Here is a 12,183-nt window from a genome sequence, read left to right on the forward strand (position 1 = left end):
TGGTTGCATGGTGTCGTGACGACTCCGTACCGAAGGTCAGACCACCGGGGTGCCGCCGTACTGCTCACGGTGCTGGTGGTGGTCTGCTGGGTGGCCACGATCGCGTTGCCGATCGTCGCCCTGTCGTTGATGCTCCACGTCGAGGCGCCGGCGGAGCGGGCCGTCCCGATCGTCATCGCGTGGTTCATGACCCCGTTCATGACCGCGGTCGGTGTGACCATCGGGCTCGTCATCCTCCAGCGGTCTCGCCGGGCGAGCAGGCAGTAGTCGCGGCCTCGGCGGTTCCCGGGCGCTTCGGGCAGGCTGGACGGATGGACACCGAACGCGGGGACGCCGCCGACCGCACCGTCGGCGAGGTCGACCTCACCCGCTGGCGCACCCGCGCGGGCCGGGCGACCGCGCAGGGGTGGACCACGCTCGGCCACCGGTACGGCGCGATGCCGCTCCTGCTGCTCACGCTGGCCGTCGGGATCGGCATCGCCGTCGTCGCGACCTGGCTCGCCTCCGAGGTCTACGACGCCGTCCGCGAAGCCGACGACGTCGCCGTGCTCGACCGCCCGGTGCTCGACTGGGCACTCACCCTCCGGTCGCCCGTGGGGGATCGCCTGGTCACGTGGTGGACCGACATCGCGGGCACGATCGGCATGCCCATCGTCGCCCTCGGGTTCCTGGTCGGGTTCACCATCCAGCGTCGGGCGTGGACCCCGTTGGTGCTGCTCGTCGCGGCGAGTGGCGGCTCGCTGCTGATGACGATCGCGGGCAAGGACCTCATCGGTCGAGCGCGTCCGCCGCTCTCCGACGCGGTGCCGCCGTACGAGCACTCGCCGTCGTTCCCGTCCGGCCACACCCTCAACGCGACGGTGATCGTGGGCACGATCGTGTACCTGTTGCTCCTGCGGCAGTCGCGGGTCGTCACGCGGGTGTGGACGATCGTCGTCGGGACCCTGTTCGTGCTGTCGGTCGGGGCCTCGCGGGTGTTCCTCGGGCACCACTGGCTCACCGATGTCCTCGCGGCGTGGGCGCTGGGGCTCGCCTGGCTCGCCCTCGTGATCACGGCGCACCGGCTGTACCTGACGGCGCTCCGCCACGGCGCCGAGCCCACCCCGGACGGCGACATCGTCAAGAAGACTTGAACCGACGCGTTCCCGGTTCCAGTTACTGCTCCAAAACTTGAACGACTCCCCTCTGAGCGGCGTGAGACGACCGGCAGTGAAGCCTCGCGCACATCTCGTGAGCAGAAGACGTCGAGTCAGTCGAATGGACTCGACACCTTCTGCTCACCAAGCGCCGAGGCCCGACGGATGAGCGGGGCCGTCAGCCGCTACCGGTAGGTTGCCCGTCATGGAAGAACGGGTCTTCGGCGGCAGGTACCGCGTCACGGGCACGCTCGGACACGGTGGCATGGCGTCCGTGTACCGGGCGGTCGACGAGCAGCTCGGCCGAGAGGTCGCCGTCAAGGTGTTCCGCATCGGACCGGTCGACCACGGTGAACGCGCCCGCGCCGAGTCGGAGATCCAGACGCTCGCGACACTGCGCAGCCCAGCCCTCGTCACCCTGTACGACGCTGCCCTCGACGACGAGGACGGGGACTCGTACCTCGTCATGGAGCTCGTGCCCGGCAGCGACCTGGCCACCCGACTGCGCGAAGGACCGCTCGACCCCACGACCGCCGCCCGCGTCGGCGCACAGGTGGCCGACGGGCTGAGCGCCGTGCACGCCCAGGGCATCGTCCACCGCGACGTGAAGCCCGCCAACGTGCTGCTCGAGCGCGACGGCAGCCACGTCAAGCTCGCCGACTTCGGCATCGCCCTGCTCCGAGACGCTTCGCGCGTGACGGGGACGGGCACCGTGATGGGGACGGCCGCGTACCTCGCGCCGGAGCAGGTCCTGGCGCAGGAGATCACCGGCAAGGCCGACGTCTACGCGCTCGGGCTGGTGCTGCTCGAGTGCTTGACCGGCAAGACACCGTTCCCGGGCAGCGCGATCGAGTCCGCGACCGCGCGACTCACCCGCAGCCCGGAGATCGACCAGCACCTGCCGACGGCGTGGCGCACGCTCCTGCACGTGATGACCGCGCAGGACCCGTCCGAGCGCCCGAGCGCGGCCGAGGCAGCCGAACGACTCCGCGCCCTGGGCCGCGACGAGCCCGGGCCCGCCACGCAGCTCCTGCCCGGCGGTCCCGGCACGTTGACGGCAGCCGGTGCCGGCGCGGCAGCCGGAGCAGCCGCGGCCGGTGCCGCCGCCGCAGCCACGGCTCCGATGGCCGCGCACGCGGACGACGCGACCCGCGTGATGCCGGCGAGTGGTGCCTCCCGTCCGGGTGGACAGCCGGGCGCGGACGACGCGACCCGCGTCATGGACGCCCAGCAGCCGAACGCCGCGGACGACGTGTCGACCACCGTCCTCGGTGCCCAGCGCGGCACCGGCGGTCCGACCGGCGGTGGCGGCGTGCCACCCGCGGCCCCACCCGTCCGTCCGGGCTCCGGTGACGACCCGGCGAAGCGCGAGAAGCGACGCAAGGGGCCGATCATCACGGCGATCGTCGTGGTCGTCCTGGTGCTGGTCGGCATCGGGGTCGCAGTGTTCGCACTGAACGGCGACGACGACGGCACACCGGCTCCGACGGACACGAACTCGACAGCGCCGACGGAGCAGCAGCCCAGCGAGGAGCAGCAGCCGAGCGAGGAGCAGCAGCCGAGCCAGGAGCAGCAGCAGCCGAGCGAGCCGGCCGAGCAGCAGCCCTCCGAGCCGGCCGAGCAGCCGTCCGAGCCCGCTGAACAGCCGAGCGAGCCCGCCGAGCCCAGCCAGGAGCCGTCGGTCGGTCCGGAGCCGAGCGCGCCGGTCTCGAACCCGGTGCAGGAGCCGCAGGACGGCGCCGACCCGGCCGACGGCGCAGCCGACACGACGACCGACACGACGACCGACACCTCAGCGGACGCCGGTCCGGGCAACTCGGAGAACGCGCCCGGGCAGAACAAGGGCTGACACGCCGAGCGTTTTCGTCCAGACGCTGGACCAAATACGCTGGACCCGTGCGAGAACTGCAACGGAGCGGTGGGCCGACGACGGCCGTCGCGGCGCGGAACGGTGTCGGCTTCGGATCATCGGAGGGGTGGCTGGTCGAACGACCCGCGGGTGACGGCGCTGTCGTGGCGCTCGTCCCCGGGGCCGGTGGCCGGGTGGTCGCACCCGGCGACGAACTGTCGTGGGTCTGGTTCCCCGAACGCACGCTCCCGCAGGGCGCCGCCGAGCCCACCGAGGCGAACCTGCCGCACTTCTGGGACGCCACGGCCTTCACCGTGGACGTCGTCTTCACCGACGGCACACGACTGAGCGAGCACGCGGCCGCGCACGGCGGACACGCCCGCGACCAATACGGCGACGCGCTCACGCCCGAGGCGCAGGACGCGGCCCGCAAGCAGTGGGTCGACCAGTGGAACCGTCGCGCGGTGGACCTCACGCCGTTCGCGGGGCTGGTCGTCGACCGACTGGAGGCCCGGCTCGGCTCCGACACACAGCCGTCGGACGCCGACGGGGAGCGTCCAGCCCTGCGCGGCTGGCTCGACGACGTCCGGATCGCCCCGGCACGGCCGGCACCGGTCACGCCGCTCGACCACGTCCGCACGACCCGCGGCACGCAGGCTTCGTCACGGTTCTCCCGCGGCAACAACGCGCCGCTCGTCGGCATCCCGCACGGCGGGGTCTTCGGCCTGCCGATGACCGACGCGTCGAGCAACCGCTGGCCGTACGCGTACCAGGAGCACGCGCGCACCGACGCCGACGGGCGGGTCCGACCGGCGATCCAGGCGTTCGCGACGAGTCACATCCCGTCGCCGTGGATGGGGGACCGCGGCGTGTTCCAGGTCATGCCGTCGCCGCTCGACACCCCCGACGTCGACCGAGCCGCCCGCGCGCTCGGCTTCGACCACGACGACGAACTCGACGGTCCGCACCGGTACCGGGTCGCCCTCGACCAGGGTGTGACGGCCGAGATGACCGCGGGGGAGTTCGCCCTCGGCTTCCGGTTCACCGGTACCCGCAGCATCGTGCTCGACCACCACGGGTGGATCTCCGACGTCTCCGTGACCGTGACCGACGGCACCGCCGTGGTGGAGGCCCTGCTCGACGACCGCCCCGGCACCCCGCCGCACCACGTGCACGTCCGGATCCCGCACGTGACCGCGGACCACACCAGCACCGGCGAGCACGAGCTGCGCGGCTGGCTGGCCGTCGACGGCGACGGAGCGGTCGACGTCCTGCTCGGCATCTCGACCGTCTCGATCGAGGACGCCCGCGCGAACCTCGACGCCGCCGGCTCCTTCGACGCCATGTGCACCCGCGCCGAGGCACTCTGGACCGAGAAGCTCGCGACCCTGTCGTTCGACGGAGCCACCCCGGACCAGCTGACGAGCCTGTACTCCGGCCTGTACCGGCTGTTCCTCTACCCGAACCGTGCCGGCGAGACCGCCCTGACCGGGTCGCCGCACCACCGTTCCCCGTACGGAGCCGTCCTCGCCGACCCGATCCGCGACGAGCCCGGGCCGGAGGTCGTCGAGGGATCGTTCACCACCACGAACGGGTTCTGGGACACCTACCGCACCGCCTGGCCGCTCCTCGGACTCCTCACCCCGGAGACCGCCGGCGAGCTCGCGCAGGGCTTCGTCGAGCACCACCACGACGGCGGGTGGACGCCGCGCTGGAGCGCCCCCGGCGCCGAGGACTGCATGACGGGCACCACGAGCGACACCGTCTTCGCCGACCTCGCGGCGAAGGGCGTCACCGGGTTCGACCTCGCCGAGGCGTACCGGAGCGCGGTCCGCAACGCGACCGTCCCGCCGCGCGACGAGCGCGTCGGACGCAAGGGGAGCCTCCCGGGCGCCTTCCGCGGCCACGTCGACACCGCGACGTCCGAGGGGATGTCCTGGACCCTGGACGCCGCCATCAACGACTGGGGACTCGCGGTGATGGCGGGGCTGCTCGCGTCGCGGGCGGCCACGCCCGCCGACCTGTCCCGGTACGAGGCCGAGGCGGAGTGGTTCGCCCGGCGATCCCTGCAGTACCGGCACGTGTTCGACTCCGAGCGGGGCTTCTTCATCGGCCGCGACCCCGACGGCTCGTGGCGGGTCGGCACCGAGTTCGACCCGCGCGACTGGGGCGACGACTACACCGAGACGAACGCGTGGGGCACGGCCTTCACCGCACCCCACGACGGCGCGGGCATCGTGGACCTGCACGGCGGACCGGCACGGTTCGACGCCGCGCTCGACGCGTTCTTCGCGACACCCGAGACCGGCGCGACCATCCGCTCCGGCGCGTACGGCTTCCCCATCCACGAGATGACCGAGGCCCGCGACGTCCGGATGGGCATGCTCGGCCTGTCCAACCAGCCGGCGCACCACATCCCGTTCTTCCCGATGTTCACCGGTCGGCACGACGACGCGCACCGAATCGTCCGGGAGTCGCTCGAGCGGCTGTTCGTCGGCTCCGACCTCGGCCAGGGCTACCCCGGCGACGAGGACAACGGCGAGATGAGTGCCTGGTACGTCTTCGCGACGATCGGCCTGTACCCGCTGGCGCCGTCCACGGGCACCTACGTGCTCGTGCCGCCGTCGGTCCGCAGGACGGTGCTGCAGCAACCGGGAGGAACGCCCACCGTCATCGAGGTCGCCGACGGTTCCGCAGGTGCCTACGTGGCGTCGGTGACGGTCGACGGCTCGCCCTGGACGTCCGTCAGCATCCCGCACCACGTGGTGGTGTCGGCGTCGCACATCGTCTTCACGCTGTCGTCCGAACCGCAGGGCTGGGCATCGGACACCCGGCCGGTGTCGGCCTCCGAGGTCCACGGCTACCGGGACGCCCCGGTCGACCTGCTGCCCGTCGGGACGTCGTCGGAGGGCTCGTCGGCACTGGTCGACGACACCGGGCGGACCGTCACGGCGCTCGCCGCGGGGGAGTCGGTGGCGTTCGACGTGGACTGCCCCGCCGCGTCGCTGTACACCGTGACGGTGGCGACCCCGGGTTCGTACTCGTGGCAGGTGTCCCTCGGCGAGACCGTCACGGCCGTCGACGGCGCCGAGTTCACCTGGCCCGGGCAGACCCGGGTGTTCCGGATCATCGGCGGCGGCTCGTCGTTCGTGTTCACGGCGGGTACCGACGTCGGGTTGACGCAGCTCGAGCTGATCGCGGCGGATCGTTCCTGACCGCCGGCCACCGCGACTGATCGCTCGCTCTACGGCGGTTCAGAGGCGGCACTCAAGGTCGCCCGGCATGCTCGTCGGCATGTCGATCGCGAACTCGTGGGACCCGTCTGGTGGCCGTGCAATCCCGGAGGACCAGGTCCGCGAGGACGGGCTGGAGCTCGACGAGGACCCGGCGATGCTCGGGATCTCCTTCGACGTCGTGGGTGGTGCCTCCGCCGACCCCGCCGCGGTGTCCCCGGTCGACGTGCGCGTCCCATCCTCGGGGACCCCGGCCTCCGCCGACTGAGGCGTACCTGGTCGAATCGGGCGTACCTGGTCGGAAGTTTCGACCAGGTACGCCCGAAACCGTCTTGCATCGCGCGCGCTCTGGGAAAGAACGTCAGCGCGCGGAAGAGTCTGGGACGCGGTACTTGAAGCCGACGTGGGACGCGGTGAATCCGAGGCGCTCGTAGAACCGGTGCGCATCCGTCCGGGCGGCGTCCGAGGTGAGCTGCACGAGCGGGGTCCCGAGGTCCGGCGCTGCGACGTCGGTCACCCAGCGCATCAGCGCGCTGCCGATGCCGCCCGAGCGGAGCGCACTGCTCACGCGGACGGCCTCGACGAGCAGCCGCGTCGAACCCCGGCGAGCCATGCCCGGGATCCGGGTGAGCTGCAGCGTGCCGACGAGCCGACCGGCCTCGTCCTCGGCGACGAGCAGCGCGTTCGCCGGGTCGTCGGTGATCGATCGAAGGGCCGCGTCGTACTGCGGGCGGTCTTCCGGGGCGGCGACGTCCCCGCGGGCGGCACTGATCGGGTCGTCGGACAACAGCGCCATCAGGGCGTCGAGGTCGCCGTCGGCCGCGTTCCGCACCACCACCGAACCGGCGCGGGCGGACAGGCGGACGGGCAGGGTGAGGTCGTGGAGCACGACTCCACCCTGCCCGATGGACTCACGGGACGGTGTGCCCCGCGGCGGTGAAGATGCGGTACCACTCCTCGCGCGACAGCTCGACGTCCGAGCCGGCCGCCGAGTCGCGCACGCGCTGCGGGTTCGTCGTGCCGAGGACGACCTGGAAGTGCGCGGGGTGCCGGGTGATCCAGGCGACGGCGATGCCGGTCGGGGTGACCCCGTGCGCGGCGGCGATCTCCTCGAGGACGTCGTTGAGGTCGGCGTACTGTTCGCGGTCGCCGAGGAAGACGCCGTCGAAGAACCCCTTCTGGAACGGCGACCAGGCCTGCAGCGTGATGTCGTTGATCCGCGAGTAGTTGAGGATGTCGTTGTCGCGGGAGATCGACTGGTCGAGGCCACCCATGTTCGCCGTGAGGCCCTGCGAGATGACGTTGGCGTGCGTGATGCTCAGCTGCACCTGGTTGAAGGCGAGCGGCTGCTGGACGTGCTTCTTGAGCAGGTCGACCTGGCCAGGGGTGTGGTTCGAGACCCCGAAGTGGTGCACCTTGCCGGCGGCGTGCAGCTCGTCGAAGGCCTTTGCGACCTCTTCCGGCTCCACCAAGGCGTCGGGGCGGTGCAGGAGCAGGATGTCGATGTACTCGGTCTGCAGCGCGGTGAGCGATTCCTCGACCGACTCGAGGATGTGCTCGTACGAGAAGTCGAAGTACGCGCCGTTCGGGGTCGGACGGATGCCGACCTTGGTCTGCAGCACGATCTCGGCACGCTCCGACGGTGACAGCGTCACGGCGGCACCGAACCGCTCCTCGCAGCCGTGCCACTCGCCGTACACCGCGGCGTGGTCGAACATGTTCACGCCCGCGTCACGCGAGGCGCTGTAGAGCGCGCGGATGTCCTCGTCGCTCATGTCGTTGATCCGCATCAAGCCGACGACGACGTCGGATGCGGTGAGGTCGGTCTGTGGCAACTCCAGTGTCTTCACGCCCCCGATCCTGCCAGCCGGTCCCCGGTGCAGGCAGGCCCTGCCAGTACCTCAGGCGCGTTCGGGCAGCAGGACGGCGAGCACTCCGGAGTCGTCCGTCCACGTACCGGTCAGCTTCTCGCCCTCGGGCAGGGCGGTGCCGACGACCCGAGCGATGACGATCGTGCCGTGGTCGGTCGCGATCGACGTCACCGCGCCCGTCGTGGTCGCGTGCACCGAGGTGACATCGGGGGAGTCGGGTTCGGAGCCGCTGCCGTGGGCCCAGGCGTCCTTCGGCCGCCGTCCGGCATCGTTCGCCAGTTCGAGCTCCGCTTCGTGCCCGCCGGTGACGATCGCCCGGCGCAGGACGTCGGCGTGGACCGGATCGCCCACGGCGTCGTACACCCAGCGTCGCCCGAGCACGGAGTGGTCCATCTCGGTGACCAGGAACGCGTCGGCGCCGGGCAGCGGTGCATCCCGGTAGGTCAGTGGCGCCTGCAGGACCCGGCCGTCCTCGGTGCGGGCGAGCAGCACTTCGACGCCGACCTCGCCGGCGGGGTCGTCGAACCGGAACTGCCCGACGACCTGCAGCGGCGCTCCCGCGACGACGCCGCTCCACGCCTGGTCGGGCAGCCAGGCGGCGAGCGCCTCGGCCTTGGAGGGGCGGAGCGTTGCCTGCTCGATGACTGCCATGTCCTGACCGTACTGCTGCGCAGCACCCTGTCGTCGGCGCACCTCGAGGTCAGTGGACGGAGAACCCGCCGTCGACCGCGATGGACTGCCCCGTGACGTACGCCGAACCAGGGCCGGCGAGGAACACGGCAGCGGCGGCAAAGTCCGAAGCGAGTCCGTTCCGGCCGACCAGCGTCCGCGCCGCGAGGGCTGACACCGCGGCCGGGTCGGAACCGAGCCGCTCGTTGAGCGGCGTCCGTACGAAACCGGGGATGAGGACGTTGGAGGTGACCCCCTGCGCGGACCAGGCCTCCGCTTGGGACCGGGCCAGTGCCTCCAGGCCTGCCTTGGAGACCCCGTACGCGCCACTCGAGGCGAACGGACGGTGCGCCTGCTGCGAGCTGATGCTGATGATCCGGCCGTGGCCGCGCGCGGCCATGCCGGGCGCGAGCCGCTGGCCGAGCACGAAGGGTGCGTCGAGGTTCACGGCCATCGTGGCGTCCCAGGTGTCCTCGTCGAGGTCGGCCATCGGCGGCCGGAGGTTGATCCCCGCGGAGTTCACGAGGACGTCGACGTCGCCCGCCGCATCGGCGAGTGCGTGTGCTCCGGCGCGCGAGGACAGGTCGGCGACGATGCCGTCGGCCGATCCTCCAGCGGCGCGGACGTCGTCGACCGTCGCGTCGATGGTTGACCGTGTCCGAGCAGCGACGAGCACGTGCGCACCCGCGTCGGCGAGCGCGGTGGCGATGGCGCGTCCGATGCCGGAACTGCCTCCCGTCACCAGGGCGGTGCGTCCGTCGAGGCCGAAGAGCTGCTGCAGCGACATCCGGCCAGGCTAGCGAGGCCCCGTACGCTGGGCCGGTGCGTGACGACCTGCTGCCGATGCTCGCCTGCCCCGTGTGCGCCGAGCCCCTCGGTCGGGTCGACGGCGGCCAGGTCGGCTGTGCGACCGGGCACCGGTTCGACGAGGCCAAGCAGGGGCACCTGACGCTCCTGCCGGCGAAGCGTCGGGCGCTCACCGCGGACACCCCGGAGATGGTCGACGCGCGGCTGCGGTTCCTGGGACGGGGCCACTACGCGCCTGTCGAGCGGGCGCTCGCCGACGCCGTCGCCGAGGCGGCGGCCCCCGGAATCGTGCTCGACGTCGGGTCCGGTCCGGGGACCTACCTGGCGCATGCGCTGGACGCAGCGCACGTTCCGGACGGTGCGGACGGGAGGCTCGGGGTCGCGTTGGACCTGTCGGCGATCGCGATCCGCCGCGCGGCCCGCGTCCACGAACGTGCCGGAGCCGTCGTCGGGGACGTGACCGAGCGCCTCCCGGTCGTCGACCACGCTGCCGCCGTCGTCCTCGATGTCTTCGCACCGCGCAACCAGACCGAGTACGCCCGTGTCCTGCACCCCGAGGGCGTGCTGGTCGTCGTGACCCCGCGCACCGGCCACCTGGCGGAGCTGGCCGAGGCGACGATCTCCGTCGACCCGGAGAAGGAGCGCCGGTTGCACGAGTCGCTCACGCCGTCGTTCGTCCTGCGGTCCTCCGAGGACCTGACCTGGACGATGGACCTCTCCGCCGAGGACGTCCACGACGTCGTGCACATGGGGCCGAGCCACCACCACGTCGCACCGGACGCGGCGTTCGCCCCAGCGACGGTGACGGCCGCGGTCACCGTGTCGACGTGGACGCCGACGCGCTGACCGCGGCCACGGGGAACTACAGCTAGCGGTCGGCCGGGGCGACGTCGAGCTGCCAGACCACGCCGAACCGGTCGCGGAGCTGCCCGGCGAGCGGCGCCCAGGCCGAGGGAGCGAGGGGCTGCCGGATCTCGGCGCCGTCTGACAGCACGGCCCAGTACCGCTCGATCTCGGCGGTGTCGTCGCCGTGCACGAACACGTAGAACGCGTTCGATCCCTGGTCGTAGGGCTGCCCGGGCCAGACGTCGAAGGCCATGACCCGGAACCCGGCGTCGGTGGAGACCTGCCCGAAGACGATGCGGTCGGCCCAGGCCTGGTCGTCCAGGGCGCCCATCTGGCCGTAGGTGGCGGCGGTGACCTCGCCGCCGAAGACCGATGCGTAGAAGTCGAGGGCCTCGCGGGCATTGCCGTCGAAGTTGAGGTGGGGTGTCGTTTCGATGCTCATGGAACGAGGATGACCGGCAATGCGGTCAGATCGTGTCCGCTTCTCCGACGACAATGATCGACATGGCCGGACCCTCCTCGCGCATGCTCGCGCTGCTGTCGCTGTTGCAGGTGCACCGCGACTGGCCAGGCGACGAGCTCGCCGGACGCCTCGAGGTCAGCCCCCGCACGGTCCGCCGTGACGTCGACCGGCTCCGCGAGCTCGGGTACCGGGTGGAGGCGCTCCGCGGGCCGGCCGGGGGCTACCGGCTCGCAGCGGGCTCGGACCTTCCGCCGCTGCTGTTCGACGACGACCAGGCCGTGGCGATCGCGCTCGCCCTGAGCGTCGCCCCCGCCTCGGGCGCGGACATCGCCGAGTCGGCTGCCCGAGCGCTCGCGACGGTCCGGCAGGTCATGCCCGCGCGGCTCCGGTCGCGCATCGATGCCGTGCAGGCCGTGACCGCGACGAGCCGCACCCCGACCGACCCGGACGTGCTGGTGGCGGTGAGCGAGGCCGTCCACCTGCGCGAGGTGTTCCGCTTCGGCTACGGCGAGGACGAGACCCCGCACCGGGTGGAAGCGCACGCCGTGATCGCGCGGAACGGCCGCTGGTACCTGCTCGACTGGGACCTTGACCGCGACGACTGGCGCACCCATCGCATCGACCGGATCACCCCGCGGATGCGCACGCGGGTGCCGTTCCCCCCACGGCCCGTACCCGGCGGCGACGCGGTGGCCTTCGTGTCGGCGCGGTTCAAGGGATCGGCGCAGGCCGACGTGTGGCCGTGCACCGGTTCGGTCACCGTGACGGCTGCCGACGCACGGACGATCACGCCCTACCTGCCCGAGGATGCCGTCGTCGAACCCTTGTCCGACGCGCGGATTCGGGTGACGCTCGGCTCGTGGTCCTGGCCGGGGCTCGCCGGAGCGTTCGCGGGGTTCGCGGTCGACTTCGTCGTCGAGGGTCCCGAGGACCTCCGCGACGCCGTCGGTGCGCTGGCCACGCGGCTCCGGGCGGCGAGCGCGCGTTAGCGGGGCGCATGCGTCCGCCAGCGCGGCGTGAGGAAACCGTTAGGAGCGGCCAGGAGGCCCGGTGCAGGATCCAGCATCGGTCCATGCACCACACGTGGTGCCGTCCGCGTCGCCCGACGCGGACACCGCAGACCTTCTGGAGTCCCTCGTGTTCGACGTGTTCGTCGTCGCCGGTGTCCTCGCCGTGTTCGGCGTGGTGGCACTGATCGCCAAGGGGGTGGAACGGCTGTGATCGGCATCACCATCGCGGCCGCCGTCCTCGGCATCGCCGCTGTCGTGTACCTCGTCTGGGCGCTCGTGCGTCCGGAGCGGTTCTAGTG

14 protein-coding genes are annotated in these 12,183 nt (G+C 72.0%); 9 read left to right on the top strand and 5 right to left on the bottom strand.

The window, feature by feature from the left end; translation table 11 throughout:
* Positions 1–15: 15 nt before the first annotated feature.
* The 5 genes from EDF47_RS05375 to EDF47_RS05395 all read left to right on the top strand — a co-directional run bounded on the left by EDF47_RS05375 (position 16) and on the right by EDF47_RS05395 (position 6,486).
* Positions 16–267 carry a hypothetical protein gene (locus tag EDF47_RS05375; protein ID WP_131877760.1) on the top strand — a complete coding sequence of 84 codons (252 nt, stop codon included), beginning with the start codon at positions 16–18 and terminating at the stop codon, positions 265–267.
* Positions 268–311: 44 nt separating this feature from the next.
* Entirely contained in the window at positions 312–1,133 is an 822-nt protein-coding gene (locus tag EDF47_RS05380) for a phosphatase PAP2 family protein (protein ID WP_131877758.1), read from the top strand.
* A gap of 208 nt (positions 1,134–1,341) precedes the next feature.
* A complete protein-coding gene (locus EDF47_RS05385) occupies positions 1,342–2,985 on the top strand; it encodes a serine/threonine-protein kinase (RefSeq protein ID WP_133937415.1) in 1,644 nt (547 codons plus the stop codon).
* Positions 2,986–3,032: 47 nt separating this feature from the next.
* Entirely contained in the window at positions 3,033–6,200 is a 3,168-nt protein-coding gene (locus EDF47_RS05390; protein WP_243834013.1) for a GH92 family glycosyl hydrolase, read from the top strand.
* 79 nt (positions 6,201–6,279) lie between these two features.
* On the top strand, positions 6,280–6,486 hold the full coding sequence (locus EDF47_RS05395; protein ID WP_133985695.1) for a hypothetical protein: 207 nt from the start codon (positions 6,280–6,282) through the stop codon (positions 6,484–6,486).
* Between the two features lie 93 nt (positions 6,487–6,579).
* Here the strand turns inward: EDF47_RS05395 and EDF47_RS05400 are convergent, their stop codons facing one another.
* Genes EDF47_RS05400 through EDF47_RS05415 form a run of 4 tightly spaced genes read right to left on the bottom strand, consistent with a single transcriptional unit; the run spans position 6,580 to position 9,545 of the window.
* Complete coding sequence (locus EDF47_RS05400; RefSeq protein WP_133937411.1) at positions 6,580–7,107, bottom strand: GNAT family N-acetyltransferase; 528 nt, start codon at positions 7,105–7,107, stop codon at positions 6,580–6,582.
* A gap of 22 nt (positions 7,108–7,129) precedes the next feature.
* Positions 7,130–8,068 carry an aldo/keto reductase gene (locus EDF47_RS05405; protein WP_131920962.1) on the bottom strand — a complete coding sequence of 313 codons (939 nt, stop codon included), beginning with the start codon at positions 8,066–8,068 and terminating at the stop codon, positions 7,130–7,132.
* A gap of 51 nt (positions 8,069–8,119) precedes the next feature.
* Positions 8,120–8,740 (bottom strand): hypothetical protein, encoded by a 621-nt coding sequence (locus EDF47_RS05410; protein WP_131920964.1) that lies wholly within the window; start codon positions 8,738–8,740, stop codon positions 8,120–8,122.
* A 49-nt stretch (positions 8,741–8,789) separates the two neighbouring features.
* On the bottom strand, positions 8,790–9,545 hold the full coding sequence (locus EDF47_RS05415) for an SDR family oxidoreductase (protein ID WP_123937018.1): 756 nt from the start codon (positions 9,543–9,545) through the stop codon (positions 8,790–8,792).
* Between the two features lie 35 nt (positions 9,546–9,580).
* On the opposite strand from EDF47_RS05415, the gene EDF47_RS05420 reads away from it, so the two are divergent.
* The gene (locus tag EDF47_RS05420; RefSeq protein WP_133937409.1) at positions 9,581–10,411 is read left to right on the top strand and encodes a putative RNA methyltransferase; all 831 of its coding nucleotides are present in this window, start codon (positions 9,581–9,583) and stop codon (positions 10,409–10,411) included.
* Positions 10,412–10,433: 22 nt separating this feature from the next.
* On the opposite strand, the gene EDF47_RS05425 is transcribed toward EDF47_RS05420, so the two are convergent.
* Positions 10,434–10,853 (bottom strand): VOC family protein, encoded by a 420-nt coding sequence (locus tag EDF47_RS05425; protein ID WP_131845900.1) that lies wholly within the window; start codon positions 10,851–10,853, stop codon positions 10,434–10,436.
* A gap of 62 nt (positions 10,854–10,915) precedes the next feature.
* On the opposite strand from EDF47_RS05425, the gene EDF47_RS05430 reads away from it, so the two are divergent.
* The 3 genes from EDF47_RS05430 to EDF47_RS05435 all read left to right on the top strand — a co-directional run bounded on the left by EDF47_RS05430 (position 10,916) and on the right by EDF47_RS05435 (position 12,181).
* Complete coding sequence (locus EDF47_RS05430; RefSeq protein WP_133937407.1) at positions 10,916–11,863, top strand: WYL domain-containing protein; 948 nt, start codon at positions 10,916–10,918, stop codon at positions 11,861–11,863.
* A gap of 61 nt (positions 11,864–11,924) precedes the next feature.
* Positions 11,925–12,095: a hypothetical protein gene (locus EDF47_RS19735; RefSeq protein WP_166673189.1), complete on the top strand. Its 171-nt coding sequence runs from the start codon at positions 11,925–11,927 to the stop codon at positions 12,093–12,095.
* Complete coding sequence (locus EDF47_RS05435; RefSeq protein WP_017887940.1) at positions 12,092–12,181, top strand: potassium-transporting ATPase subunit F; 90 nt, start codon at positions 12,092–12,094, stop codon at positions 12,179–12,181. The genes EDF47_RS19735 and EDF47_RS05435 overlap by 4 nt, the downstream gene beginning before the upstream one ends.
* The last annotated feature ends 2 nt before the right edge of the window (positions 12,182–12,183 follow it).

Source organism: Curtobacterium sp. PhB190 (genome assembly GCF_004365385.1).
In the GTDB taxonomy this organism is placed as follows: Bacteria; Actinomycetota; Actinomycetes; order Actinomycetales; family Microbacteriaceae; genus Curtobacterium.